This window comes from Paenarthrobacter sp. CCNWLY172 (assembly GCF_037402035.1).
Taxonomy (GTDB): domain Bacteria; phylum Actinomycetota; class Actinomycetes; order Actinomycetales; family Micrococcaceae; genus Arthrobacter.
Genome location: NZ_JBBEGB010000019.1, coordinates 39,801 through 63,656 on the forward strand (window position 1 = coordinate 39,801; position 23,856 = coordinate 63,656).

Sequence of the window (23,856 nt, forward strand, 5' to 3'; positions counted from 1 at the left end):
CGCTTGGCCGGAGGGCGCCCATGATTGCAGTGCTGGTCATCGACATGCAGAACGCTTACTTCGAGGACCCCGCATTGAAGGCGCGCCAGGAAGAAGTTGTTGCTGCCTGCAACTCCCTGACCAGCGCAGCGCGTGAAGCGGGCGCATACGTGCTCTTGGTGGGAACCGTGCATGAACGGGACAAATCCACGTGGAGCCTGAATATGCTGGACGACGATCAAGGTTTCATCTTCCGGGGCAGTGGGCAGGCAGAGTTCGTACCCGGCCTGCTCACTGCCGACCTTCCCCGGCTCTTTAAGACCCGGGACAGCGCCTTCTTCGGGACAGACCTCGCCATGCGGCTCCGGAACTGGGAGGTGGACACTGTGATCCTGGCCGGAATCTCCGCCCATAACTGCATCGCGCAGACTGCGGCCGACGCCTTCGCCCACAACATCAGGGTGATCTATGCTGCAGAGGCCACCGGCACGGAGAACGCCGAGGCCGCCGAGTCGGTGTTGCGGGTCTTCACCCGCGAATACCGGCAAGCCGTGCTGCCGCTGGAGGAGATCCTGCGGTTCCTCGAAGCCGGGCCCCCAGCCTGGTCCTAGCGATCGCCTGGTTCTTCCCGCTCCACCGGAATCCAGAGCTGTCCGCGGCCGCGGTTGCCCCCTTCCTCCGCCTGGACGCTGAGCAATTCCGGCCCCGGTGCCCACCTGTACGGGTTGGCCGGAAACCACTCAGTAGCAGCGTCCGCCCACATGCTTTGCAGGACCTCCGGGAAACTCCCCTCGGTTTCGAAAACCACCCACAGGCCCGCTGGAATGTCCAGGACGTCAAACCCCTCCGGTGCCGGCTGGCTGGACGCCACGGCATGCCAGTAGTCCAGCCCGCTTCCCTCGCTCCGCTGCTCATCGATGTTGTCAGTGACGGACAGCGGGCCCGCCGGCTCCATGTCTGACAGCCCCAGCAGGCGCTGGGTGACAGCGGGGTCCAGGCCCCGCTGAAATTCGATGATGGCCTGGTTGGGTCCTTCGTGGACCAGGGGGACGCGGGCTTTCAGGCCAATGAGGCGGAAAGCGGATTTGTCTTCTATACGGTGTTTCATGTCGGTATTCCCTTCGACTCGCAGGTGGAACCTCAGCTGAGGTTGGGAATGAAGCACGGCGCCGGCCGGCCTCGCTTCAGACGGCGTGAGGCCGTGCATGGCCTTGAACGCACGGGTGAACGCCTCAGCAGAGGCATAGCCGTAGCGGACAGCAACGGCCAGGACTGTGCCGCCGTCGATGATCTCCGCCGTGGCCGCTGTCAGGCGGCGCCTCCGGATGTACTCCGAAACCGGCAACCCGGCCAAGGAGGAGAACATCCGCCGGAAGTGATACTCGGACGTCAAGGCGATCCTGGCCAAAGTCGCCACGTCAATGTCTGCCGTGAGGTCCTGCTCGATTGCCTCTATTGCCCGGTTCCACTCCTGCATGCTGACCTGTTCCTCGCCTTGTTTCCCTACCGTGTCTTCATTCCTGCCCTTGACACTACGGAGGGCTTGGGACCGATGCCCCACCTATCCTTGCCCGAAAATATCAGGGCCCGCTTCGATGGCCCGTTGCGATCAGAGCCGGTCGGACGGCACGCCGCGCAGCGAAGCCCCGAAACCTGGCCACCTTCGCTGCCGGAATCCGATGCAACGCAAGGACCCGGAGGCTGCGGCTGCAGCACTCCGGGTCCTTGGTGTTATTCAGTTACTGCCGGTTAGGTGACAACCGGTTCATTCTTACGGGCGACTGGAGCCGGATGCTTCTTCATCCGGTTCGGATGAGAAGGGCCGGTCCTCAGGGATGTCTTCCGTGTTGTGCTCGTCCAGCTCAGCGTCGGCCGAGGGTACCGTCTTCTCGGCGTAGTCCCCTGCGGTGTAGTCGCCTCCGGCGTCTTCTTTCAGGGTTTCCGGGGATACCCCGGAATCGCCGTAGTCGCCCTCGGAGTACTGGCCTTCGAGGTCGTCGCCGTTGGCGTCGCGGTTCTGGTTGTTAGCCATGGTGGGTCCTGCGGCTGGTGACCAGGCCGTAGATCAGCAGCACGATGATGGAGCCGCCGATAGCCAGGAGCCAAGTGGTCAAGGAGAAGAATTCCTGCAGGCCCGTACCGAAGATCAGGCCACCGATCCAGCCGCCCAGAAGAGCGCCGACGACGCCCAACAGGAGGGTGATCAGCCAGCCGCCACCCTGGCGGCCCGGAAGGATAAGTTTAGCGATAGCGCCGGCCAGAAGACCGAGCAGAAGAAAACCAAAGAAACCCATTTTTGGTCCTACTTTCTTGTTGATGGAAATTCCATGAACGTGATGAAGCGAGTAAGTTCACCGGGTGCCTGTTCCGAGGTATAGGCACCGTAATGGGGCCCCTGGAGGCCCTATGGAATGTGGGGATTGGAACTGTTTATGCAACCCCGATGAATTTATGAAAAGCAGCCAATAAAGCACTCCTGCCGATTGGGTCGGTCTCGGTACTACACCAGTAACGCTAGCGGCTCCCGGGGCTAGTAGCAAGTAACCTGACTATTAGCTCAGCCTTGCTTGCGGGCCCGGAATGCCGGGGATCCGCGCCCCAGTGGCCCTCGGGGGAGTCCACTACGCCCTTAATGGCGGCCTCGATTTTCCCACCCGACCGCTGGTGGTCTGCCTGAGATGGCCCGCCGTGCCCAGGCCTGGAGGCCGCCGTCACCGGTGTTGCTTCCCGCGGTTACCCGCTGGCTGGCTTTGCGGTTATTCCAAATGTTCTATTTCGGCAAATTACTATTGAGCATGCCGTAATCAATGGGCAGGTGACAGGTCATGCCCGCCGGGACTAGTGTCGAAGAATACCGCCTCGAAAGGAGTGATTCCTGTGAAAGGGAAAGCATTGTTCGCCGTTGGAGTGGCCGTTGGCTACGTCTGGGGATCCAAGTCCTGGCCGGAGGTGTATCGGCGCCTCCGCGGAGGCACTGAAAAGGTCTGGAAGAATCCGGAAGTCCAGGAGAACGTCCACCATGCAACTGAAGCTGTCCAGGAGTCGGTTCCGGACATCTTGGACAACCTCTATGAGGCCGGCAAAAAGCTGATGGAGAAGGCCGAAAGCATGTTCCCCGGCATTACCTCGCCGAAGGCGGACCAGCGGTCTGGTCCCTCACATACCAGCAACTCTTCCACTGGCCCTACTGTCACCACCGTCCCCACGGTCACGTCCGACGTCGTGTCGGACCCAGCCCGTGATGACACCACCGGAAGTGACTGGGCGGATGAGGGTGGCGCAGTGCCGGAGGGGCCCGCCACGAACACGCCGCCCAAGGCCTAAATCCCTCGAGCGTAGTACCCCTCACGTTGGACGGCCCCGGTCCCTGGGCTTCGGTGTCAGGGGAGGGCCGGCGTCGGGGGCTGCTTGGCGTGCTCCGCAGCGGTCAGGATCGCCTCTCCCAGTTCCTTCGGCTTGGTGAATTGCGGCCAGTGGCCCGTGGGAAGGTCGATGTAGTCCACGTCCCGGATCCGTGCGAGTTCGGCGGTGAATGGGTGCCCGGCGTCCATCCATTCCTTGAGGAGCGACGACGGGAACTGGCACGCGATGATCGTGGCCGGAACGTCGTACCTGCGGACGTCGCTCAGGTGCTGCTGGTCGAATGCCACTCCCTTGGGCTCGGGGATGGCGCGGGCGCGGAAAGTTTCCTTCAGGTCATCGGTGAGGTCAACCAGGTCTTCGTCTTCGAACGCTTCCCATGGCGGCAGCGGGATGTCGTCGCCGTCGTCGGGCAGCTCATCATTGATGACCCCACCCTCGCCAAGTGGTCCGCTGTCCACATAGATGGCGCGGGCCACACGGTCCGGGCGGGCGTCGACTGCGCCGTGGATGATGGCGCCGCCGCCTGAGTGGCCCACCAGGATAACGTTGCCCTCCAGCGAGTCCACTTTCGCCACCACGGCCTCGATGTGCGCCCGAAGACCGATGCCGGCGCGTGGAGCATCGGCAGATTCCAAGCCGGGCAAGGTCAGTGGGTGAACTGTATGGCCGGCGGCAACCAGCGGGGGAGTCACCTCCTCCCACGACGATGCGTCCAACCAGAAACCGGGTACGAGGATGATGTCCATGCCGGTACCCTACGGGAGGCCTCCGACAGGATGTAAGGGTGGTCGGCTAAGCGGCCTCCCACTGCCCCCACCAAGGACCAGCATTCCCACCCGCTTGGGCGCGGAAAGGGGGGTTGACGCGGGTCACATATCGGGTTCATAGTTATCGTATACGATTTCGTACCTGATGCAGCTCGAGGAAGAGGAGGCGCCGTGACAGTGGAGTTCCGGACCCAGGAAGTCAGCCAGGACATGCTGGCCCGGACGCGCAAAGTCATTGCCGTCCACATCAACTACCCCAGCCGCGCGGCCCAGCGCGGGCGCACTCCCGATCAGCCGTCGTACTTCCTGAAACCGCCGTCGTCGTTGGCGCTCGGCTCCGCCGACGCCCCGGGCACTGTTGAGCGTCCCGCAGGTTGCGAACTGCTTGGCTATGAGGGCGAGATCGCGCTGGTGATTGGCAAGTCCGCCCGTCGCGTGGGTCTCGAGGATGCATGGAGCCACGTCGAGTGGGTCACGGCGTCCAACGACCTTGGTGTGTACGATCTCCGCTATGCGGACAAGGGCTCCAACGTCCGGTCCAAGGGCGGCGATGGTTTCACCCCCGTTGGCCCGGCGCTGATTCCGGCCGACGCCGTTGATCCCGCTGCTCTAAGGATCCGCACCTGGCACAACGGCCACCTCGTCCAGGATGACACCACCGAGGACCTGCTCTTCCCTTTCGCGCAGCTCGTTGCGGACCTTTCGCAGCTGCTCACGCTCGAGGAGGGCGACATCATCCTCACCGGAACACCGGCAGGCGCCTCGGTGGCCAAGCCGGGTGACGTCGTCGAAATCGAGGTCACCGGCGGTGACTTCAGCAGTGGCCGCCTGGCCACCAAAGTCACGGAAGGCACGACGCCGTTCGCGGACTTTGGTGCCCGCCCCAAGACTGATGATACTCAGCGTGAGGAGGCCTACGGATCGCGGGAAGCTGCCGGTCTGGAGGCTTCGGGACCGGCAGCTGCCGAGAGTGTCCTGACGCCGGAGTTGAAGGCGAAATTGGAGTCCGTCGCCACCGCCACCCTGTCCTCCCAGCTCCGCAAGCGAGGGCTGAACAATGTGAGCATCGACGGCCTGCAGGCCACGCGCCCGGACCGCAAAGTCGTGGGCCTCGCGCGAACGCTGCGGTACGTGCCCAACCGGGAGGATCTCTTCAAGACCCACGGCGGCGGGTTCAATGCCCAGAAACGCGCTATCGATTCCGTCAACGAAGGCGAAATCCTGGTCATGGAAGCCCGGGGAGAGAAGGGGACTGGCACTGTTGGGGACATCCTCGCACTGCGGGCCCAGGTCCGTGGAGCGGCGGCGATCATTACCGACGGCGGCGTCCGCGACTACTCCGCCGTGGCCGACTTGGAGATGCCCACCTACTTCGCCAATCCGCACCCGGCAGTCCTCGGACGCCGGCACATCCCGTGGGACACGGACATCACCATCGCCTGCGGTGGTGCAACTGTCCAGCCCGGCGACATCATCGTGGCCGACTCCGACGGCATCCTGGTGATTCCCCCGGCCATCGCCGAGGAACTGGTGGACGACTGCATCCAGCAGGAAAAGGAAGAGACCTTCATTTTCCAGATGGTCCAGGAAGGCAACAGCGTGGACGGGCTGTACCCGATGAACACGGACTGGCAGGCACGCTTCCAGGAGTGGCAGAGCCGGCAAGGAGCCCACAGTGACTGAAACCGCCGTCGGAAGTACCGCCGTCGAAAACGCCGGAGCCCAAAGTAAGTCCCAGCAGGCGTATGCCGCCGTGAAGGCGAGGATCGTTGAGGGCGCTTATACGCCGGGTTACCGCTTGGTACTCGCCAAGATTGCTGAGGACTTGGGTTTCAGCGTGGTCCCGGTTCGCGAAGCGATCCGCCGCCTGGAGGCTGAAGGGCTGGTGAAGTTCGAGCGGAACGTGGGCGCTACGGTGTCCGGAATCGACCCCACCGAGTACCTGTACACCATGCAGACCCTAAGCATCGTGGAAGGTGCGGCCACGGCGTTGTCCGCGCCGCTGATTGACTCGGTCTCCATTGCCCGTGCCCGTGCGGTGAACGAGGAGATGCGGGAGTGCCTGGAGCACTTTGATCCGGTCCGCTTCACCTCCTTGAACCAGGACTTCCACAGTGTTCTGTTTGAGCACTGCCCTAACCCGCACATTCTTGACCTGGTCCACCGGGGCTGGAACCGGCTGGCCTCCATCCGGTCCTCGACCTTCCGTTTCGTCCCTGGCCGAGCGCAGGAATCGGTACGGGAACACGAAGCTTTGCTGCAGCTCATCGAGAGCGGTGCAGACGCCGACACCATCGAAAAAGCAGCCCGCCAGCACCGCGCTTCCACCCTGGACGCCTACCTGGCCCAAGCCAAGCAATAACTACCAACCACTGATCGCTAGTTAGGACTTCAACGATGACGACCTCAGTAGAGACCGCCAAGCACTACATCCCAGAGAACCTGCCGTCCCACATCCAGCACTTCATCAACGGCGAGTTCGTTGATTCGGTATCCGGCAAGACCTTCGATGTCCTGGACCCGGTATCGAACGGCAACTACGCCACCGCTGCCGCCGGCCAGAAGGAAGATATCGACCTCGCCGTCGCCGCGGCACGTGAGGCATTCGTCAATGGCCCGTGGCCGAAGATGAAGCCGCGCGAACGCGCCCGGGTGCTGAACAAGATCGCCGATGCCGTCGAGGCACAGGAAGCCCGCCTCGCCGAGCTGGAGACGTTCGATACCGGTCTGCCAATCACCCAGGCCAAGGGCCAGGCACTCCGGGCTGCCGAAAACTTCCGCTTCTTTGCTGATCTGATCGTGGCGCAGTTCGACGACGCCATGAAGGTCCCCGGCTCGCAGATCAACTACGTGAACCGGAAGCCGATTGGCGTCGCAGGCCTGATCACGCCGTGGAACACCCCGTTCATGCTTGAGTCCTGGAAGCTCGCCCCGGCGCTGGCCACCGGCAACACTGTGGTGCTGAAGCCGGCCGAGTTCACGCCTTTGTCCGCCTCGCTCTGGGCGCAGATCTTCAAGGATGCGGGCCTGCCCGACGGCGTGTTCAACCTGGTCAACGGCCTGGGCGAAGAAGCCGGCGATGCCCTCGTGAAGCACCCGGACGTGCCGCTGATCTCCTTCACCGGCGAGACCACCACGGGCCAGACCATCTTCCGCAACGCCGCCGCCAACCTCAAAGGCCTGTCCATGGAGCTCGGTGGCAAGTCCCCGTGCGTCGTGTTCGCCGATGCCGATCTGGACGCCGCAATCGATTCGGCGCTGTTCGGGGTGTTCTCCCTCAACGGCGAACGCTGCACCGCCGGCTCACGCATCCTCGTGGAACGTGCCATCTACGACGAGTTCTGCGAAAAGTACGCCGCCCGGGCCAAGAACATCGTGGTGGGCGATCCCCACGACCCCAAGACCCAGGTGGGTGCCTTGGTTCACCCGGAGCACTACAACAAGGTGGCGTCCTACGTGGAGATCGGCAAGTCCGAAGGTCGGCTCCTCGCCGGCGGCGGCAGGCCCGACCACTTGCCCGAAGGCAACTACATCGCACCGACGGTGTTCGCCGACGTCGCGCCTGACGCGCGGATCTTCCAGGAGGAAATCTTCGGTCCCGTCGTGGCCATCACGCCGTTCGAGAACGACGACGAAGCCCTCGCCTTGGCCAACAACACCAAGTACGGCCTGGCGGCCTACATCTGGACCCAAAACCTGACCCGGGCCCACAACTTCTCCCAGAACGTCGAAGCCGGCATGGTGTGGCTCAACAGCCATAACGTCCGTGATCTCCGCACCCCGTTCGGCGGCGTGAAAGCCTCCGGACTGGGCCATGAGGGCGGCTACCGCTCCATCGATTTCTACACCGACCAGCAGGCCGTGCACATCACCCTCGGAGCTGTTCACACTCCCAAATTCGGCGCCTAGCGCTTCCCACCAGACCTTTCAACGAAGAGAGAATCCCATGAGCAACTTCACCGGCCCCATCCCCACCCCCACAGTCCCGGCCCCGGACATCGTCCGCTGCGCCTACCTGGAACTGGTGGTCACGGACCTGGCCAAGTCCCGCGCGTTCTACGTGGACCTCCTCGGCCTGCACGTCACCGAAGAGGACGAGAACACCATCTACCTACGCTCCTTCGAGGAGTTCATCCACCACAACCTGGTCCTCCGCAAGGGCCCGGTCGCAGCCGCTGCAGCCTTCGCCTACCGCGTAAAGTCCCCGGCGGAGGTGGACGCCGCCGAGGCCTACTACCGCGAACTGGGCTGCCGGGTGGAGCGCCGCAAGGAAGGCTTCACCAAGGGCGTGGGCGACTCCGTCCGCGTGGAGGACCCGCTGGGCTTCCCGTACGAGTTCTTCTACGATGTGGAGCACGTCGAACGCCTCACCCAGCGCTACGACCTCTACTCCGCCGGTGAGCTGGTCCGCCTGGACCACTTCAACCAGGTCACCCCGGACGTCCCACGCGGCCGCAAGTACCTGGAGGACCTGGGCTTCCGCGTCTCGGAAGACATCAAGGATTCCGACGGCGTCACGTACGCCGCGTGGATGCACCGCAAGCAGACCGTGCACGACACCGCCCTGACCGGTGGCAACGGACCCCGCCTGCACCACATCGCCTTCTCCACGCATGAGAAGCACAACATCATCCAGATCTGCGACAAGATGGGTGCCCTGCGCATCTCCGACAGGATCGAACGCGGACCCGGACGCCACGGTGTGTCCAACGCGTTCTACCTCTACATCCTGGACCCGGACGGCCACCGCGTGGAGATCTACACCCAGGACTACTACACCGGCGACCCGGACAACCCCACCGTCACCTGGGATGTCCACGACAACCAGCGCCGCGACTGGTGGGGCAACCCCGTCGTCCCGTCCTGGTACACCGAGGCTTCCCTGGTCCTGGACCTCGACGGCAACCCCCAGCCCATCATCGAGCGGACTGATGCTTCTGAGATGGCTGTCACCGTCGGCGCCGACGGCTTCTCCTACACCCGGCCCGAGGGCGCTTCAGATACGGCGGAGGGCTTCAAGCTGGGAGCCCAGGTCTAAACCATGCTGGACGCGAAGACGATCGAAGCCATTGCCGACGAGCTCCTCGAAGCCGGCCGGAACCGTAAACCGGTCCCGCGCCTGACCGCGCGCTACCCCGACATGACGGTGGAGGACTCCTACGCCGTGCAGCAGCTGTGGATGCGGCGGAACGAGGAAGCGGGGCGCACGTTGGTGGGGCGCAAGATCGGCCTCACGTCCAAGGCCATGCAGGCCGCCACGGGCATCACCGAGCCGGATTATGGTGCCATTTTCGATGACATGGTCCTGGAAACCGGCTGTTCCGTGGAGTGGGACAAGTACACCCATCCCCGGGTTGAGGTGGAACTGGCCTTCGTGTTGAAGTCCGGCCTCAAAGGGCCCGGCTGCACGATTTTCGATGTCCTCAACGCCACCGACTACGTGGTTCCGGCCCTCGAGATCCTGGACTCCAGGATCGAAATGGAGGGCCGGACCATCGTGGACACCATCTCGGACAATGCCGCGATGGGTGCCATGGTGGTGGGTGGCCGCCCGGTTCGGCCCGACGCGGTCGACCTCCGTTGGGTGTCCGCCATCCTGTACAAAAACCAGACCGTGGAGGAGACCGGAGTGGCCGCCGGGGTGCTGGATCATCCGGCCAACGGCGTGCACTGGCTGGCAAACAAGATCGCCGCGCACGGGGATTCCATGAAGGCCGGAGATATCATCCTGGCGGGCTCGTTTACGCGCCCACTCTGGGTGTACAAAGGTGATACCGTGCACGCTGACTACGGACCGTTGGGAGTTGTGACATGTCACTTCAGCTGAGCCCCACCTTCTATTCGGCCCTCTCCGAGGCTGGCCGTCCGTTGGCCGGCATGTGGGTTTGTTCCGGTAGTCCCTTGGTTGCGGAAATTTGCGCCGGTTCCGGCCTGGACTGGGTCCTGATCGACGCCGAGCACAGCCCCAACGGACTGGAATCCATCCTTGCCCAGCTTCATGCCGTGAGCGGATACCCAGTGCAGGCCATGGTCCGGCCACCCGTCAATGACACCGTGGTCATCAAGCAATACCTTGACCTCGGCGTGCAAAACCTCCTCATTCCCATGGTGAACTCGGCTTTCGAGGCCGCGTCCGCCGTCGCCGCTGTCCGCTATCCGCCACATGGTGTCCGCGGTGTTGGCTCGGCACTCGCCCGGGCTTCGCGCTGGAACCGGGTCCCCGACTATTTGGCGTCGGCGTCGGAATCCATCAGCCTCACGGTCCAAATCGAATCCGAGGCTGCGGCGTCGGCTGTGGAGGAGATCCTGGCCGTCGACGGTGTCGACGGCATTTTCCTCGGGCCCTCGGACCTCGCCGCTTCCATGGGCCTGCTGGGACAGCAGGAGAATCCCTTGGTGAGGGCCGTCGTCGAGCATTGCCTGGCAGCCGCCAAAGCGGCTGGAAAGCCGGCGGGCGTGAACGCCTTCAACGAGACAACCGCGCGGGCGTATCTCGACGCCGGTGCCTCCTTCGTGCTGGTCGGCGCGGATGTTGCTGTGCTGGCCCGCGCGTCGGAAGCGTTCGCGTCCACGTTCATTCCTGTGTCCGAAACGGCTGACCGCGAAAGCTACTGACCGTCCCCATTGGGTTAGGCTCGACGGAACGAGAGCCTGAGGGGGCAGAGCCATGAATCGTCGTGTCTTAGCCGTGCTTGTTGTTGCAGCCGGGATTGGACTTGCCGGCTGCTCGGCGCCGGCGGGGCTGAAAGCGCTGGACAGGGAAGCGACGGCGGAGGACAAGCTTCCGGAGTCCATGAGCCTTACAGGCGTGGATCTGAACGTCGACGCCGGGACAGTCCGGTTGCTGGCAACCGACGACGGCGTGAGGTACTTCGCAGCCCGTGGTTCCACTGCGGGGACCGTCTGCTTGATCGTGGCCCCCGAAGCTGTCCCGGAACGGTGGCGTGCTGCCTGCGGCGGAGCGGCGACGGACGAGGAGATCCTTGCCCTGACTGGCGTTGACGGGTCCACGACGAAGTTCATCAGGGACGGAGTCGACGCCAGCCAACCGAAGTACGAGGGCTGGAAGCAGATTCACGAGAATGTGCTGATCGTCGCCCGCTGAACCGTGGAAGGCTACTTCCGCGCCATGAACCATTCAGTGAATTCGCGGGCGCGGCCATCCTCAGCGAAGCGGATGACCCACAGGTTGTCGTAGGTGGGGTCACCGTTCAGGTACGTGGTCAGGCCTTGGACGAACGCTGTGTCACCGTCCTTGCCCAGGAGCGTCCATTCGAAGGTCCAGTCCTCCGGCTTGTCACCGGCGTCGGCCCACGCCTTGACGATTTCCTCGTGGCCGTTCCATGGTTGCGCCGTGTTGGGGCGGTCGTTGTAGACGGCGTCCTCGGTGAAAAGTGCCCTGATTTCCTCAGGGTCATTCGAGGTCCACGCCCGTTCGTACTGGTCCATCCAAGAGTTCACGTCGCTCATTCCTCCGTTCTACCCTGCTGCTGGGCCGGGGTTCAACGGGACGCTGCCATGAAACTAAGCAGGACGCGCGATTCCCCGGGTGGACCTGCGGATGTGGTCCGGTGTCAGCCCTGTCAGGGAAGCCAACTCAAGGTCATCACAGACCTGGTTCCGCAGGGCCATGACGATCAACGCTTCCCGGCGGTCAGTGATCTGGTCCCGATGCCGTTCCGCAGCTGCCAACTCGGTGCTTTTGGCCCTCAACGCCGCGACGTGTGCATCGCGGGGGAGTCCGCTTGGGTGGAGATCCTCATAAGCCAAACCGATGGTCCGGACGGCGCGCAGATTCTCTCCAGTCACCGCAGATACCGTGGTCAGAGTCAGCCCGTCCTCCAGGGCTTGGGCGATCAGCTCGTTCCTCGCGGCTGTCAGGGTCCGGATGGCGCTTGACGCATGGGAGAGGAGTTGCCGGTGCGCGGCGAGGGCACGCGCGAGCCTGGCATGCTCCCCGTCGACCTGCGACCGCGGCGCCTTGGCCCGGTAGGTGTACCTGCCGGTTACTGAACGGCCTTGCCGTGGCTGGACCGGGGAGGGCAGGGCGGACCGGCTGCGGGTTGGCATGGGCTCCCCTTCGAAACTCATTGACTGACTCTTCTGACACCTCGAATCTAGGCAGCGTTCACCGCACCAAGGAAATACCAATACCGCGTGAACCCATAAGCAAAGTGCATGGAAGGGTACCCATATGCGCACAGATGTGCCCGTTTGGGAGCAGGGAACCCATAAAGGCCCCCGTGTCATAAGACCCCCTTATAGATCCACGCACATTAGGTCTTATCCAGCGCGCGAACCAATCCCTAGTCTCGAAAAAGGGGATACGCGAATCCGCGCGTCCTGAGTTCCACATTCCTGGAGGAGACATGTCCGACTACATGCCGGCGTCGAGGGTCACCCGCATCAAGTCCTCAGCGAGCGTCGCCGCGGCCGCCCGCGTCCGCGAACTGAAAGCTGAAGGCATCCCGATCATCGACCTCACCGTCGGCGAGCCGGACTTCGACACCCCTGACCACATTAAGGCCGCCGCGATCGACGCCATTAAAGCCGGCGAGACCAAGTACACCTCGGTGACCGGTACACCTGAACTGCAGACCGCCATCCTCCGCAAGATCGAAGGCCACACGAGCCAGCACTACGAGCGGAACCAGCTGACCATCGGCGGCGGCGCGAAACAGGTCCTCTACGTTGCGCTGATGGCTTCGCTTAACGAGGGCGATGAAGTGATCGTCCCGGCCCCGTACTGGGTTTCCTACCCGGACATGGTGCTCGCCAACGACGGCACCCCTGTGATCGTCCCCTGTGGCGAAGACACCGGTTTCAAGCTGACCCCTGATGCTTTGGCCAAGGCCATCACCCCCAGGACCAAGTGGCTCATCCTGAACGCACCATCCAACCCGACCGGTGCCGTCTACTCCCGCGAAGAGCTCCAGGCCCTGGGCGCGGTCCTCGAGGAGAACCCGCATGTCTTCATCCTCACCGATGAGATCTACGACGAGGTCTACTTCGGTGACGGCCGCGTCACCAGCCTGGTCACCGCGGTACCCGCCTTGAAGGACCGCATCCTGCTGGTCAACGGCGTGTCCAAGGCCTACGCGATGACCGGCTGGCGCCTCGGCTACGGCGTCGGACCTGCCCCACTGATCGCGGCCATGAACAAGCTGCAGTCCCAGACGTCGTCGTGCCCGTCGTCGATCAGCCAGGCTGCCGCCACGGCGGCGCTGAACGGCGACCAGTCCTTCGTCCGCGACAGCGTGGAGGTGTACCGCAAACGCCGGGACACCGCCGTCGACGGTTTGAACGCCGTCAACGGCCTGTCCGTTGCGCCCGCGGAAGGCGCGTTCTACGCGTACGTGAACTGCAGCGGTGCGATCGGCAAGACCACGCCCGACGGCAAAGTCATCGAAAACGACCAGGACTTCACGCTCTACTTGCTGGACGCTGCGCGCGTCGCCGTCATCCAGGGCTCGGCTTACGGACTTGGCCCGTACTTCCGGATCTCCTTCGCCACGTCGCTGGAGACCATCAACGCCGGCGTGGACTCCATCCGCGACGCCGTTAACGCCCTCACCTAAGCCCTCACCAGGCCCCCACAGAAAGATCCCACCATGATCCACGTCAAAACCAAGTTCGAGCGCCCCGACGCTGACGTCGTCAGCCGCCTCGCAAAGTTCTCCTCTGCCACGATCCACGAAGCCCAGGGCCGCCGCGGCGCGCTGAGCTCCAAGATCAAGCCGATCGACCGCTCCATGTCCTTCTGCGGTCCGGCAGTCACTGTGGCCTGTGCTCCGCAGGACAACCTCATGCTCCAGGTCGCCATCCACTACGCCCAGGCTGGCGACGTCGTCCTGGTAGGGGCGCAGGAGATGGCCGAGGCCGGCACGTTCGGTGACGTCCTGGGCAACGCCATGAAGGCCAAGGGCGTCGCCGCCATGGTCACCGATTCAGGCGTCCGCGACACACAGGACCTGATCGAGCTGGGCCTGCCTGTCTTCTCGGGCAGCGTCAGCATCAAGGGCACGGTCAAGGAAACGCTCGGCCCCATCAACCACCCCATCGTCTTCGGCGACGAGATCATCTACCCCGGTGACATTCTCCGCGGCGATGCCGACGGCGTGGTGGTGGTCCGCCGCGAAGAGGCTGAGGAAGTCATCGCCCTCTCCCAGGCGCGCGACGACCACGAGCGCGAGCTCATCAAGCTCTACCATGACGGCGGCAACACCATCGAGCTCTGCGGCCTCACGGAAAAGCTCAAGGAAAAGGGCCTCCTGGTCGAGGACTGACTCTCCAGCCAGGGCCGGTCACTGCGGTGACCGGCCCTTTGGCGTGCTCTTGTTCCCGGTACGGCGCGTTGGGGCCCTGTCTGGTGGGTACGGCGCGTGTGCCCGGTGTCGCGGCGGTGCCGAGGGCGCGGAAAGGCGCGGTGCCGAAGGCACGGAAAAGGCGCCGTGCCGGGTGGCAAGGCGCCTTAGGGTGCTGCAGGCTCAGTTAGCGTTCGACGGCGGACGGCCGGGTCGGCGGGTCGGTGCGAATCCGGCGTCAGTCCAGTCCGGAATGGCCGGGGCGCGTGTCCACCAGATGCCATTCGATGCTGTTGCCGGCATGCGTGGGCATCAGGCTGCCTTCAAAAATGAACAGGGGCTCGCCGATGCCGCCAACAGGACGCCAGAAACCATTTCGTGGGCAGTGAAATCCTGTCCGTGCGCTGATCGTTCCGCGGGTTGGATTTGAAACCCATCCGGCCGTGCTGATCTTTTTCACCGTTTTATCCTTTGAATATGCTTCCGGTCCGCCGGAGGCTGCTTTCGAATTACTTCTTAATTCGATACTAGGAAATTAAAACCGGCTTGAATAAGACCAAAGCTGTTTGTCCGGATAAGACTTTGTTATGGATGGGCGGGCAGCTGGACGGGGTCCGTTCCGTACTTGTTGATGAGCTGTTGATGCAGCATCTCCTTGACCACCAGCAGCACAGCCGAGGCCGCCTCGGACAGGGGCTCATGATCCGGAGTGCAGAGGGCGATCTTGCTCTGCAGGCCCGGTTCGACGATCCGCAACACTTTGAAGTCCTGCTCCGGGAAGAGCGCGTCGGCGGCTGACTTCGGCAGTACGGTGCCACCCAGGTTGGCCCGGATGAGCCTGGTCAGCGAAGGGACAGACTCCACCTCGCCCACCAGCCGCAACGGCAAGTCCTGCTCCGACAGGCCTTTCTCTATGAGCTGGCGCAGGGTGTGGTTCTTCTCGGGAAGGAAAAGCCCCACGGTGCTGGCTTCCTTCAGCGTGACGGTGTCCTGGCTGGCGCTGCCTTGGGCCACGTCCATGTCGGGGTGGACCACCAGGTGAAGGTCCTCCACGATCATGGTGGTGAACTGGACGCCGCGGATCTTTCCCGGCTCGTAGATCAGCGCCATATCAAGGCGGCCGTTCTTGATGGCCTCGCTCAGGACGCCGCCAAAAATCTCGGTCAAGTGGACCACGATGTCGGGGTAGCGGCGGCCTACTTCGCTGATGATCTGCGGTGTCAGGCTGGATGCCATGCTGTAGGGCGCGATGGCGATGGAAACCCTGCCCGATGGCGCAGCGCCGGAGGAGGCAACGTCCTGACGGGCCTGCTCAACCAGGCGCAGGATCGACTGCGCGTGACGGTAAAGGGTGTGTCCGGCGGCTGTAGGTTCCACGCCTTGCTTGCTACGGATCAGCAGGCGCTGCTTGAGGTCGTTCTCAAGCGCAGACACCTGCTGGCTCAGGGCCGGCTGGGCTACATGCAGCGCCGCAGCGGCCTTCGTTATGCTCCCCGAGTCGACAATTTGCACGAAGTACGAGAGCTTCCGCGTGTCCATGGATCCACCTTTCTGGTTGTTCAAATATAGACGCACCCGCCGTAGGCCACCCTCTGCGACTACCACCACAGGCCTCAGTGGCCCACGTCATAACGGAGAGCTATCACGGGATAGCGAATAGGTCTTTGTGCAAGGCAGTTGGAGGGTGCGAGACTTTTGGAAAGAACTTCAGGCGACGCTTTGGATATCCAAAAGCGCCAGCCATTTCCCGGAAATTCAACTTACCTCCTGAGGGTGATCCTTGAATTCCGAACCATGAATGCAAAACCACGGAAAGAGAACCACGTGAACCCGACAATTGATCTTGTAGCGGATCTTGGAGAGGGATTCGGCGCGTACACCATCGGCGACGATTCCGAACTCCTGGAGATCGTTTCAAGCGCAAATATCGCATGTGGGTTCCACGCCGGTGATCCGGACATCATGGCCGCCACTGTTGCCGAATGTGTTCGCCGCGGAGTCGGCATCGGAGCACACCCGAGCTTCCCTGATCTGCGCGGCTTCGGCCGCAGGGACATGGGCCTCTCCGCAGCAGAGGTTCAGAACGATGTCCTCTACCAACTCGGCGCCTTGAACGGTTTCGCCGCATTCCACGGGACAAGGGTCACGCACCTCGCACCGCACGGCCGGTTGGGCAACCTCGTCGCTGTCCGCGCCGACTACGCCAAAGCAGTGGCAGAAGCCGCAGCCCGCGTGGACAACGAACTCATCGTGGTGGCACAGGAAGGCGAACTGGCCAAGGCCTCACGCGAAGCCGGCTTGAACGTTGCCATCGTTGGCATCGTGGACCGGGCGTACCAGGAAGACGGCACGCTGGTTCCCCGCAGCCAGCCCGGCGCTGTCCTGCACGATCCTGCTGAGATCGTGGAGCGGACCCTGCGCATGGTGGTTGAGGGCAAGATCCGCTGCGCCAACGGTGCCGACATGGATATCGACGTCGATACCGTCCTCCTCCACGGAGACAACCCCGGCGCCGTTGAACTGGCCCGGCTGATTCGTTCGGAGCTCATCTCGGCCGGCGTCCGCATCGCCCCTCTGGCAGAGGTCATGGACGCCAAGAGGAAGGCAGCCTGACATGCCGGTACTCACAGCAGCCCCGACTGAGATCTACGAGTCCGGCGATTCCGCGCTGCGTGTCGTGGCGATCTCGGAGGCCCGCGAAGACAACTGGCTCACCGTGCACCGGCTGGCAGACTGGCTGGAAAGCTGTGGCGCAGAAGGTCTTCACGGTGCTGTCCCCACCTACGACTCCGTGCTGGTGGAGTTCGATCCTGTCCTCGTTTCAGCCCGCCAGGTCCGCGCGTTCGTGAAGCTGGGGCTCACCGAGCTTGGCCGCTCCGAGGGTGCCCATTCAGCTCCCCGCGAGTTCGACGTCCCCGTAGTGTACGGCGGAGAGTACGGACCGGACCTCGGGAAGGTTGCCGAACACCAAGGCATTTCCACCGCTGAAGTCATCCGCCTGCACACGGAAAAGACCTACATTGTCCGCTGCCTGGGTGCCCCCGCAGGCTCGCCCATGTTGGACGGCCCCGCATTTCCCCGTCCCGTACCGCGGCTGAAGGACCCCCGGCTGAGCGTGCCTGCAGGTGCGGTGGCCGTGGCCGGCCGCCAAGCGGTCATCGCTCCGGCGGTAGCCCCTGGGGGATGGTGCGTCATTGGCCAGACTCCGCTGTCCGTGTTGAACATCCGACGCGAGCCACTGGTGCCGTACAAGCCGGGCGACGTCCTCCGTTTTCGACAGATCCGTACCGAAGACTTCGGCCAGTACACCGGGATGGAATTGGAACCACGGGAGCTTCGGCCATGACCGGCGAAATCCTGATCCAACAGCCGGGCAACTCCGTCGTCACAGACCTCGGCCGGACCAGGGGACCCCGCTTCGGCCTTCCCGTCAACGGTGCACTGGACCAGTACTCCGCCCGGGCAGCCAACATCCTGGCAGGCAACCTTGATAACGATCCGCTGGTGGAAATCACAGCACTGGACTTCCGGATGAAGGCCACCGCTGACATCCTGATCGCGGTCACCGGTGCTCCCCTCACGCTGACCGTGGGCGGCCGTCCGTCCAGCCAGTGGGAACCTGTCTCCGTTCGCGCAGGAGAAACCGTCTCCATCCGCGGCATCCACCGGGGACTGCGCGCCTACCTCGCGATCCACGGCTCCATCGAAGCGGAGACGCTGCTGGACAGCGCCGCCCCCGACACGGTGGTGGGCTTCGGACTTCAACTGCGGGAAGGAACCACACTCGTCACACGCCGCAGTGTGGGACCGGTACGCCAGCCGTACTTCGACCTTCCCTTGTTCCGGCTCGGCCTTGAGCGGCCAAGCATGGACTCAGACTTGTCGGTCGATGTGACCGACGGGCCGGACCTCGCCGAATTTGGCGAATCCGGTGAACTGCTCTTCACCTCCGAGTACACCGTCAGCGGACGCAGCAACCACATCGGCCTGCGGCTTGCCGGAGAACTTCCGGAAAGAACCTCAAGCGGTGAGGTGCTTTCCCGCGGTGTCCCAGTGGGCGCCGTCGAGGTCCCCTCAAGGGAAGAGCTGCTGGTACTGCACCGGGGACGCGGCGTCACCGCCGGGTATCCCGTACTCGCAGTAGTCACCAGCACCGGACTGGATGTCCTGGCCCAAGCACGGCCAGGGGACAAGGTCCGTTTTCGGAAAACCACAGTGGCAGAAGCAACTGCCGCCCATCGGCGCTCGCGGGCCCAACTCGAAACACTCCGCGAATCCGTCAATACCGTCTTCGGACTCCTCGGCATCGGATGCCGTCCCCAGTGGCAGGACCTACCGGTTGCGGCATGCACCTAAAGAACCTGTCGTAATACCCAGTAGGCGTTGCTACGCTCATCTCAGTAAGGAAAAGTCATGACCGCAAGCACCAACGCTGCGCCAGTGCAGCATGAGCGGCTTACGAGCCGTCAAACCCGCAAGGTCGTCACCGCAGGTTGTGTTGGCATCTTCGTGGAACTGTACGACAACGGCATTTTTGCCTTCATGGCGGGAACGCTGGCGCTCGTCTTCCTGGCCCCGGGCAACCCGGACAACGCCCTGCTTTTCGTGTTCGCAGGCTATGCAGTCTCGTTCTTCGTTCGCCCGCTCGGCGCTGTTGTGTGTGGCTACCTTGGCGACCGGATCGGCAGGCAAAAACTCCTGGTCTTTGTCATCCTGCTGATCAGTGTCGCCACCGCCGGCATCGGCCTGCTGCCCCCGTACGCAGCCATCGGCATCGCCGCTCCCATTCTTTTGGTCCTCATGCGGCTCCTGCAGGGCTTCTCCGTTGGCGGTGAGGCCGCCGGCGCCATGACCTTCCTCGCCGAGCACGCCCCCGAAGGCAAGCGCGGCATCATCACCTCCTACGCACAGATCGCATCCTTCGCTGCACTGCTCACCGGTACCCTGGTGGCTTATTCCATGTCGCCGTGGCTCACCCAGGCAGCTATTGACGGCGGCGGCTTCGGCTCCTTCGCATGGCGCATCCCGTTTCTGGTGGCAATCCCCATGGGCATCATCGGCTGGTACATCCGCAAGGCCATCAGCGACACCCCCAACTTCGAAAAGCTGAAGGAAGAGGGCGGCCTCTCCAAGAACCCCCTCAAGGAAGCCTTCCAGTCCAAGGAGCACCGCCGCGCCATGCTCCTGGCCCTCTTCATCCCGCTGATGAACGGCTCCGGCTACTACGTCCTCTTCTCCTACATGCCCACGTTCCTCAAGGGCAAGCAACTGAACTTCACCATCGGCGAAGCCCTCCTCGTCACCGCCTGCAGCCTGGTGGTCATCTGCATCGCCATCCCGTTCATGGGCGCACTGTCCGACCGTGTTGGCCGCAAGAAGGTCATCGCCGGCTCCGCGATCGCCATGGCAGTCCTTGGCATCCCGTCCTACGCCCTCATCGCCACAGGCGAAATGGGCCTGGCCATCCTGGGTGCCTCCATCATGGCCGTCGTGTTCGCCGGCCACACCGCAGTCATCCACATCCTGATCGTTGAGCTCTTCCCCACCCGTGTCCGCTACTCGGCATACGGCCTCGGATACAACATCTCCTCCGCGCTTTTCGGTGGCACCGCCCCGCTGCTCATGACTTGGCTCATCGGCAGCACCGGCAACATCTACATGCCCGCGTTCTACGCAGTCGTCACGGCCCTTGGCACGCTGATCGCGGTCAGCACCGTCAAGGACCGTGCACACGAACCGCTGCGTGACGCCTAGCCACCACCGACCTCCGGGCAATGCGCCGGGCTTCCGGGCCCGGCGCACTGAGCCCCACCGAGTCCCCACCTTTGGAGAAACCAATGTCTTTTTCTGACTACACCACAGCCCTCGTCACCGGAGCTTCAACCGGCATGGGTGCAGCCATCGCCGAGCGCCTGACCAAGCGCGGACTGACCGTCCACGCCGTGGCCCGGAACGAGGAACGCCTCGCCGAACTGGCCGACCGAACCGGAGCAGTCCCGCACGTGGTGGACCTGACCGACACGGCCGCGCTGGCCGCCGTCGTGAGCGACCTGAAGGTGGACGTCCTGGTGAACTGCGCCGGAGTATCCCGGCCCGGCAACATCCTGGACTCGTCTGAAGCGGACATTGACGAACTGGTGGACGTCAACCTTCGCGGCCTGCTGCAGCTTACGCGCCTGGTGCTGCCGGGCATGGTGGAGCGCGACCTCGGCCACGTCATCAACATCAGCTCGATCGCCGGTACCTACAACTTCTACGGCCACACGGTCTACCACGCCACCAAAGCCGCAGTGCACCAGATCTCCCGGCAACTGCGCAACGACACCGTCGGCAAGCGCATCCGTGTCACCGAGATCTGCCCGGGCCGGGTGGAGACCGAGATCTTCGGCCGCAACATGGGCGGCACGCCCGAGGCCATGAAGGAAGCATGGGAGACCTACTACGAAGGCTACGAGTCCCTCACCACGGACGACATCGTCAATGCCCTGGACTACGCCATCGAAACGCCGCGCCACGTCAACGTGGGCATGCTCGAACTCATGCCGACGTTCCAGGTGCCCGGCGGCCTGACGTTTGACCGGCGCTGACGTTCGACCGCTGCTGATCCTACCGGTCAGCACCCCACAGGTTCCGGTGGCATCACTCCCGTCACCGGAAATACAAGCTGGCGGCCGCGTTCCCGCGGCCGCCAGCACCCGTTTTAACCGCTGTTTACGATCGAAAGCCACCGCAGATGAGAAGGGCACTGTGCCTCGCCGACCGGAAGGACTGGGACGCCGAGGACTTCGACAACCTTGATGAGTACCGGCAGGAACCGCGGCGGCAGCAATTGGTCTGTTTGGCCTGCGGAGGCAAGGCCATGTTCCGCTCAGCCGGTGTTGGCCGCAAGGCAACTTTCAGCGCGCGGCACTCCGCCGACTGCTGCCTGAATTCCAGGTCCTGGACCGTCTTCCGGTACCTGCAGTAGGTTGCTTCCGACCACACGCCATCCTGCCCCGTGACCTTGGTCCGCGTGACGTCGACCAGCACCGGACCGGGCGCGCACCTTGGCATTGTCCCGCGTTGCCGGAGTCAGCAACGCGACTGAACGCTGTGCCGCCATCCCAGCGTCAGTATAAAGAGCACGACGCCGGGTGGTTCAGTCCTCGTCGAGCGTTTCCGTCAGGTGATGCGTGGGGATGCGGTCCCGGTCGTAGGTGATTTCCGTGTAGCCGTGCGGCTGCGGCCGTCCGTCGGTGCCCAGGTTTACGAAGACTATTTCCTCGATGGTCAGGATGGCCTGACGGGTGATCATGTTGCGCACTTCGGCGCGCATGGTCAGGGAGGTGCGGCCGAAGCGCTTGGCCGTCAGCCCCATCTCGATCAGGTCGCCTTGCACAGCCGAGCTCACAAAGTTGATCTCGGAGATGTACTTGGTCACGGCCCGGCCATTGCCCAGTTGGAGGATGGCGTAGATCGCTGCCTCTTCATCGATCCACTTCAGCAGGCTGCCACCAAAGAGTGTGCCGTTGGCGTTCAGGTCCTCGGGCCGCACCCATTTGCGGGTGCGAAAGGTGATGTCTGCTTTTTCCATAATCCGAGATTATCGAACTGCGGCGGCGGCCGCTTGATGTTGCGACGCAGGACCGCCGCCCGGCTCCGACGCTGCCATGTTCACAACGCCCAGTGGGGGCGTCCCGGCGCGGAATTCGCAACCCCGTACACCCCTACTCCAGCCACGCCAGCCTTGCTACGCCATGGCGGTATGCGAAGCGCTGTGGGAGTCGATCCTCTTGGAGTAGCAATACGATTCGGTGACGCCAACATATGGGCCAAAATTCGGTACCGCTGCAAAACCGGCGCTCTCGTAGAAGCTTCGACCGTCAGACTGGGCCGAACCCGCCTCCGCTGCGATGACACTGAACCCGTGGGAATGCGCTTGGGCTTCCAGCGCGGCAAGGATGGAGCTCGCGACTCCCGAACCGCGGGCATAGGGAACCACGTACAGCCTCTTGATCTCCGCAGTCTTCTCGTCGAGCATCCTGAGTCCGCCGCACCCCAGCGGTTGACCTGAGCATTTCTCGTATGCCACAACAAATACGGCGGTATCTGCTTCCGACGGCGGAGGCCCCGGCTCATGGTCCGTGCTGCCGAACCGGGCATCGAGTTCAGCCTGCTGTGCGGCCCGGAGGTCAGCACCCACGGGGTTGGCCCATGTGACCTGCCGGATGTTGAGCCGTGGGTTGGTCTGCATCTTGCCTCTTTTCGCCGGTTTTCGGGGAGGTGTCTATGCCTCTCAAGCCTAGGGAGCTGTGGTTACCGCGGTGTTTCCTGCGCGTAAGCGTCCGGAGAATTGCCAGCCTTTCCCGCATTGTGGGGCCCGCTCTGCGCACTCCGGAGGCGTTATGGGGTGCAGAGCCGGCCTCACAACGCCAAGAATCAGAATCCGCCCGCAGCGGACTCGCGCCGATCAGGGCTGACGGGCCTCGCCCGTGGGATCCTCCGCGGTTCGGTCGGCCAAGGCCATTCCGCCCACGGGGATCTGGTCCCAGTGCAGCACTTTCCAGCCATTCCGGGGGTCGCCTTCGAGAGCCACGATTCCGGTATTCGGGAGTTGATGGGTTTGAGCGAAAACAGTGTCGATGTCCGTCGCCCGGCGTCCCGCCCAGCAGCGGATCGCGGCACCATGGCTGACGATCGCGGCCGTGGAGTGTCCAGCGGCCGCAACTTCCTCCACGGACGCATCGAACCGGGCGAAGAAGTCATGTCCAGTGAAAGCGCCCGGCATCCGGACGTCCAAGTCGCCGTCCGTCCAGGCAAAGACTGTGCTCATGTAGCGGAGGTGCGACTCATGGTCTGTTTTCTTCTCCAAGGCGCCCGCCTCAATCTCGTGGACCCCCTCCAGAATGGCTGGCTTCAAGCCTGTGGCCTTCGCCAAAGGAGCGACAGTCCGTTGGGTGCGCAGCAGCGTGGAGGTGTAGAGCACCTCGATGGCATCGTCCGCCAGCGCATCCGGGAGGGCCGCTGCTTGGCGCTCACCGAGTTCTGTCAGTCCCGGTCCTGGAAAAGCTGTGTCCAGTTGGCCGGCAACATTTCCGGGCGTTTGTCCGTGCCTGATCAACAGGAGCTTCATAAGTGCTCCGCTCCTTACGTCGTCACTGATCCTTTTCCAGAGAGGGTCGCGCGGTCACATGAACCGCCGCACTGGCTGCGCCGGCTGTGCTGGTTTCCACTGGCTGCACCGCGAGTTTCCTCCAGTCTTCCCAGCCAATCAGCCACTCAAGCACCGGAGGGACCCGACACGCCGTGGCCCGGAATTCCGCGCTCGATCCCGGGAGGGAAGCTGGGAGAAAGCACGATTAACGCCGACGGCGGGCCGAGGCACCAGGCCGGTTCTAGCGGTCGTTGCAACACCCAGAATTTTTGGGAGTTGCAACGACCGTGTCGTCTTTAAAGAAGGTACC

Annotated in this window: 28 protein-coding genes; 17 read left to right on the top strand and 11 right to left on the bottom strand. The window is 63.5% G+C overall.

Going from position 1 to position 23,856, the window contains the following annotated elements:
- The first annotated feature begins 20 nt into the window (after nt 1-20).
- On the top strand, nt 21-590 hold the full coding sequence (locus WBN73_RS20505) for a cysteine hydrolase family protein (RefSeq protein ID WP_337341142.1): 570 nt from the start codon (nt 21-23) through the stop codon (nt 588-590).
- Here WBN73_RS20505 and WBN73_RS20510 read toward each other — a convergent pair.
- From WBN73_RS20510 to WBN73_RS20520, 3 genes are all read right to left on the bottom strand, one after another.
- A complete protein-coding gene (locus tag WBN73_RS20510; RefSeq protein ID WP_337341141.1) occupies nt 587-1,456 on the bottom strand; it encodes an AraC family transcriptional regulator in 870 nt (289 codons plus the stop codon). The two genes, WBN73_RS20505 and WBN73_RS20510, sit on opposite strands and share 4 nt — an antisense overlap.
- Nucleotides 1,457-1,750: 294 nt before the next feature.
- Nucleotides 1,751-2,011, bottom strand: a complete 261-nt coding sequence (locus WBN73_RS20515; RefSeq protein WP_207595379.1) for a hypothetical protein — start codon at nt 2,009-2,011, stop codon at nt 1,751-1,753.
- Nucleotides 2,004-2,273, bottom strand: coding sequence for a GlsB/YeaQ/YmgE family stress response membrane protein (locus WBN73_RS20520; protein WP_089596629.1), 270 nt, complete (start codon nt 2,271-2,273; stop codon nt 2,004-2,006). The genes WBN73_RS20515 and WBN73_RS20520 overlap by 8 nt, the downstream gene beginning before the upstream one ends.
- 583 nt (nt 2,274-2,856) lie before the next feature.
- Between WBN73_RS20520 and WBN73_RS20525 the strand changes: the two genes are divergently transcribed.
- Nucleotides 2,857-3,303, top strand: coding sequence for a hypothetical protein (locus tag WBN73_RS20525; RefSeq protein ID WP_207595378.1), 447 nt, complete (start codon nt 2,857-2,859; stop codon nt 3,301-3,303).
- Between the two features lie 56 nt (nt 3,304-3,359).
- Here the strand turns inward: WBN73_RS20525 and WBN73_RS20530 are convergent, their stop codons facing one another.
- Complete coding sequence (locus WBN73_RS20530) at nt 3,360-4,088, bottom strand: alpha/beta fold hydrolase (protein WP_337341140.1); 729 nt, start codon at nt 4,086-4,088, stop codon at nt 3,360-3,362.
- 192 nt (nt 4,089-4,280) lie between these two features.
- Here WBN73_RS20530 and WBN73_RS20535 point away from each other — a divergent pair, with 192 nt between their 5' ends.
- The 7 genes from WBN73_RS20535 to WBN73_RS20565 are packed head-to-tail and all read left to right on the top strand — an operon-like array spanning nt 4,281 to nt 11,214.
- On the top strand, nt 4,281-5,792 hold the full coding sequence (locus WBN73_RS20535) for a fumarylacetoacetate hydrolase family protein (RefSeq protein ID WP_337341139.1): 1,512 nt from the start codon (nt 4,281-4,283) through the stop codon (nt 5,790-5,792).
- Nucleotides 5,785-6,471, top strand: a complete 687-nt coding sequence (locus WBN73_RS20540; protein WP_207595375.1) for a GntR family transcriptional regulator — start codon at nt 5,785-5,787, stop codon at nt 6,469-6,471. The genes WBN73_RS20535 and WBN73_RS20540 overlap by 8 nt, the downstream gene beginning before the upstream one ends.
- A 35-nt stretch (nt 6,472-6,506) precedes the next feature.
- Complete coding sequence (gene hpaE / locus WBN73_RS20545) at nt 6,507-8,018, top strand: 5-carboxymethyl-2-hydroxymuconate semialdehyde dehydrogenase (RefSeq protein WP_207595374.1); 1,512 nt, start codon at nt 6,507-6,509, stop codon at nt 8,016-8,018.
- Between the two features lie 37 nt (nt 8,019-8,055).
- Nucleotides 8,056-9,147, top strand: a complete 1,092-nt coding sequence (gene hpaD / locus WBN73_RS20550) for a 3,4-dihydroxyphenylacetate 2,3-dioxygenase (protein WP_207595373.1) — start codon at nt 8,056-8,058, stop codon at nt 9,145-9,147.
- Nucleotides 9,148-9,150: 3 nt separating this feature from the next.
- The gene (hpaH, locus tag WBN73_RS20555; protein ID WP_018779811.1) at nt 9,151-9,936 is read left to right on the top strand and encodes a 2-oxo-hept-4-ene-1,7-dioate hydratase; all 786 of its coding nucleotides are present in this window, start codon (nt 9,151-9,153) and stop codon (nt 9,934-9,936) included.
- Complete coding sequence (locus tag WBN73_RS20560; RefSeq protein WP_337341138.1) at nt 9,921-10,724, top strand: HpcH/HpaI aldolase/citrate lyase family protein; 804 nt, start codon at nt 9,921-9,923, stop codon at nt 10,722-10,724. The genes hpaH and WBN73_RS20560 overlap by 16 nt, the downstream gene beginning before the upstream one ends.
- A 52-nt stretch (nt 10,725-10,776) precedes the next feature.
- Nucleotides 10,777-11,214 carry a hypothetical protein gene (locus WBN73_RS20565; RefSeq protein ID WP_337341137.1) on the top strand — a complete coding sequence of 146 codons (438 nt, stop codon included), beginning with the start codon at nt 10,777-10,779 and terminating at the stop codon, nt 11,212-11,214.
- Nucleotides 11,215-11,225: 11 nt separating this feature from the next.
- On the opposite strand, the gene WBN73_RS20570 is transcribed toward WBN73_RS20565, so the two are convergent.
- Entirely contained in the window at nt 11,226-11,579 is a 354-nt protein-coding gene (locus tag WBN73_RS20570; protein WP_337341136.1) for a nuclear transport factor 2 family protein, read from the bottom strand.
- Nucleotides 11,580-11,633: 54 nt separating this feature from the next.
- Entirely contained in the window at nt 11,634-12,200 is a 567-nt protein-coding gene (locus tag WBN73_RS20575; RefSeq protein WP_337341135.1) for a hypothetical protein, read from the bottom strand.
- 278 nt (nt 12,201-12,478) lie between these two features.
- On the opposite strand from WBN73_RS20575, the gene WBN73_RS20580 reads away from it, so the two are divergent.
- Together WBN73_RS20580 and WBN73_RS20585 are read left to right on the top strand one after the other, a co-directional pair.
- The gene (locus WBN73_RS20580; protein WP_337341134.1) at nt 12,479-13,687 is read left to right on the top strand and encodes an aspartate transaminase; all 1,209 of its coding nucleotides are present in this window, start codon (nt 12,479-12,481) and stop codon (nt 13,685-13,687) included.
- Nucleotides 13,688-13,720: 33 nt separating this feature from the next.
- Nucleotides 13,721-14,395, top strand: a complete 675-nt coding sequence (locus tag WBN73_RS20585) for a 4-carboxy-4-hydroxy-2-oxoadipate aldolase/oxaloacetate decarboxylase (protein WP_337341133.1) — start codon at nt 13,721-13,723, stop codon at nt 14,393-14,395.
- 256 nt (nt 14,396-14,651) lie between these two features.
- Here the strand turns inward: WBN73_RS20585 and WBN73_RS20590 are convergent, their stop codons facing one another.
- Entirely contained in the window at nt 14,652-14,873 is a 222-nt protein-coding gene (locus WBN73_RS20590; protein ID WP_337341132.1) for a hypothetical protein, read from the bottom strand.
- 125 nt (nt 14,874-14,998) lie between these two features.
- Nucleotides 14,999-15,952: a LysR substrate-binding domain-containing protein gene (locus tag WBN73_RS20595; protein ID WP_337341131.1), complete on the bottom strand. Its 954-nt coding sequence runs from the start codon at nt 15,950-15,952 to the stop codon at nt 14,999-15,001.
- A gap of 285 nt (nt 15,953-16,237) precedes the next feature.
- On the opposite strand from WBN73_RS20595, the gene WBN73_RS20600 reads away from it, so the two are divergent.
- The 6 genes from WBN73_RS20600 to WBN73_RS20625 all read left to right on the top strand — a co-directional run bounded on the left by WBN73_RS20600 (nt 16,238) and on the right by WBN73_RS20625 (nt 21,380).
- Nucleotides 16,238-17,026: a LamB/YcsF family protein gene (locus tag WBN73_RS20600; protein WP_207595365.1), complete on the top strand. Its 789-nt coding sequence runs from the start codon at nt 16,238-16,240 to the stop codon at nt 17,024-17,026.
- 1 nt (nt 17,027) lies between these two features.
- Nucleotides 17,028-17,759 (top strand): 5-oxoprolinase subunit B family protein, encoded by a 732-nt coding sequence (locus WBN73_RS20605; RefSeq protein ID WP_207595364.1) that lies wholly within the window; start codon nt 17,028-17,030, stop codon nt 17,757-17,759.
- Nucleotides 17,756-18,769 carry a biotin-dependent carboxyltransferase family protein gene (locus tag WBN73_RS20610; protein ID WP_337341130.1) on the top strand — a complete coding sequence of 338 codons (1,014 nt, stop codon included), beginning with the start codon at nt 17,756-17,758 and terminating at the stop codon, nt 18,767-18,769. Before WBN73_RS20605 ends, WBN73_RS20610 begins: the two co-directional genes overlap by 4 nt.
- Nucleotides 18,770-18,826: 57 nt before the next feature.
- Nucleotides 18,827-20,167: an MFS transporter gene (locus WBN73_RS20615; RefSeq protein ID WP_207595362.1), complete on the top strand. Its 1,341-nt coding sequence runs from the start codon at nt 18,827-18,829 to the stop codon at nt 20,165-20,167.
- An 83-nt stretch (nt 20,168-20,250) separates the two neighbouring features.
- Nucleotides 20,251-21,000 (top strand): SDR family oxidoreductase, encoded by a 750-nt coding sequence (locus WBN73_RS20620; RefSeq protein WP_337341129.1) that lies wholly within the window; start codon nt 20,251-20,253, stop codon nt 20,998-21,000.
- A 146-nt stretch (nt 21,001-21,146) separates the two neighbouring features.
- On the top strand, nt 21,147-21,380 hold the full coding sequence (locus tag WBN73_RS20625; protein ID WP_207595360.1) for a hypothetical protein: 234 nt from the start codon (nt 21,147-21,149) through the stop codon (nt 21,378-21,380).
- Between the two features lie 171 nt (nt 21,381-21,551).
- Here the strand turns inward: WBN73_RS20625 and WBN73_RS20630 are convergent, their stop codons facing one another.
- The 3 genes from WBN73_RS20630 to WBN73_RS20640 form a co-directional block, all read right to left on the bottom strand.
- On the bottom strand, nt 21,552-21,986 hold the full coding sequence (locus WBN73_RS20630) for an acyl-CoA thioesterase (RefSeq protein WP_207595359.1): 435 nt from the start codon (nt 21,984-21,986) through the stop codon (nt 21,552-21,554).
- A 156-nt stretch (nt 21,987-22,142) separates the two neighbouring features.
- Nucleotides 22,143-22,646 (bottom strand): GNAT family N-acetyltransferase, encoded by a 504-nt coding sequence (locus WBN73_RS20635; protein WP_089596605.1) that lies wholly within the window; start codon nt 22,644-22,646, stop codon nt 22,143-22,145.
- Nucleotides 22,647-22,862: 216 nt separating this feature from the next.
- Nucleotides 22,863-23,525 carry a histidine phosphatase family protein gene (locus WBN73_RS20640; protein ID WP_280624435.1) on the bottom strand — a complete coding sequence of 221 codons (663 nt, stop codon included), beginning with the start codon at nt 23,523-23,525 and terminating at the stop codon, nt 22,863-22,865.
- Nucleotides 23,526-23,856 lie beyond the last annotated feature (331 nt).

Coding starts and splice junctions, on each gene's coding strand:
- WBN73_RS20570 (WP_337341136.1), bottom strand. CDS start 11,579: ATGAGCGACGTGAACTCTTGGATGGACCAGTACGAACGGGCGTGGACC.
- WBN73_RS20515 (WP_207595379.1), bottom strand. CDS start 2,011: ATGGCTAACAACCAGAACCGCGACGCCAACGGCGACGACCTCGAAGGC.
- WBN73_RS20640 (WP_280624435.1), bottom strand. CDS start 23,525: ATGAAGCTCCTGTTGATCAGGCACGGACAAACGCCCGGAAATGTTGCC.
- WBN73_RS20605 (WP_207595364.1), top strand. CDS start 17,028: ATGCCGGTACTCACAGCAGCCCCGACTGAGATCTACGAGTCCGGCGAT.
- WBN73_RS20595 (WP_337341131.1), bottom strand. CDS start 15,952: ATGGACACGCGGAAGCTCTCGTACTTCGTGCAAATTGTCGACTCGGGG.
- WBN73_RS20575 (WP_337341135.1), bottom strand. CDS start 12,200: ATGAGTTTCGAAGGGGAGCCCATGCCAACCCGCAGCCGGTCCGCCCTG.
- hpaE (WP_207595374.1), top strand. CDS start 6,507: ATGACGACCTCAGTAGAGACCGCCAAGCACTACATCCCAGAGAACCTG.
- hpaH (WP_018779811.1), top strand. CDS start 9,151: ATGCTGGACGCGAAGACGATCGAAGCCATTGCCGACGAGCTCCTCGAA.
- hpaD (WP_207595373.1), top strand. CDS start 8,056: ATGAGCAACTTCACCGGCCCCATCCCCACCCCCACAGTCCCGGCCCCG.
- WBN73_RS20615 (WP_207595362.1), top strand. CDS start 18,827: ATGACCGCAAGCACCAACGCTGCGCCAGTGCAGCATGAGCGGCTTACG.
- WBN73_RS20630 (WP_207595359.1), bottom strand. CDS start 21,986: ATGGAAAAAGCAGACATCACCTTTCGCACCCGCAAATGGGTGCGGCCC.
- WBN73_RS20565 (WP_337341137.1), top strand. CDS start 10,777: ATGAATCGTCGTGTCTTAGCCGTGCTTGTTGTTGCAGCCGGGATTGGA.
- WBN73_RS20530 (WP_337341140.1), bottom strand. CDS start 4,088: ATGGACATCATCCTCGTACCCGGTTTCTGGTTGGACGCATCGTCGTGG.
- WBN73_RS20625 (WP_207595360.1), top strand. CDS start 21,147: ATGAGAAGGGCACTGTGCCTCGCCGACCGGAAGGACTGGGACGCCGAG.
- WBN73_RS20580 (WP_337341134.1), top strand. CDS start 12,479: ATGTCCGACTACATGCCGGCGTCGAGGGTCACCCGCATCAAGTCCTCA.
- WBN73_RS20520 (WP_089596629.1), bottom strand. CDS start 2,273: ATGGGTTTCTTTGGTTTTCTTCTGCTCGGTCTTCTGGCCGGCGCTATC.
- WBN73_RS20585 (WP_337341133.1), top strand. CDS start 13,721: ATGATCCACGTCAAAACCAAGTTCGAGCGCCCCGACGCTGACGTCGTC.
- WBN73_RS20620 (WP_337341129.1), top strand. CDS start 20,251: ATGTCTTTTTCTGACTACACCACAGCCCTCGTCACCGGAGCTTCAACC.
- WBN73_RS20560 (WP_337341138.1), top strand. CDS start 9,921: ATGTCACTTCAGCTGAGCCCCACCTTCTATTCGGCCCTCTCCGAGGCT.
- WBN73_RS20505 (WP_337341142.1), top strand. CDS start 21: ATGATTGCAGTGCTGGTCATCGACATGCAGAACGCTTACTTCGAGGAC.
- WBN73_RS20610 (WP_337341130.1), top strand. CDS start 17,756: ATGACCGGCGAAATCCTGATCCAACAGCCGGGCAACTCCGTCGTCACA.
- WBN73_RS20510 (WP_337341141.1), bottom strand. CDS start 1,456: ATGCAGGAGTGGAACCGGGCAATAGAGGCAATCGAGCAGGACCTCACG.
- WBN73_RS20635 (WP_089596605.1), bottom strand. CDS start 22,646: ATGCAGACCAACCCACGGCTCAACATCCGGCAGGTCACATGGGCCAAC.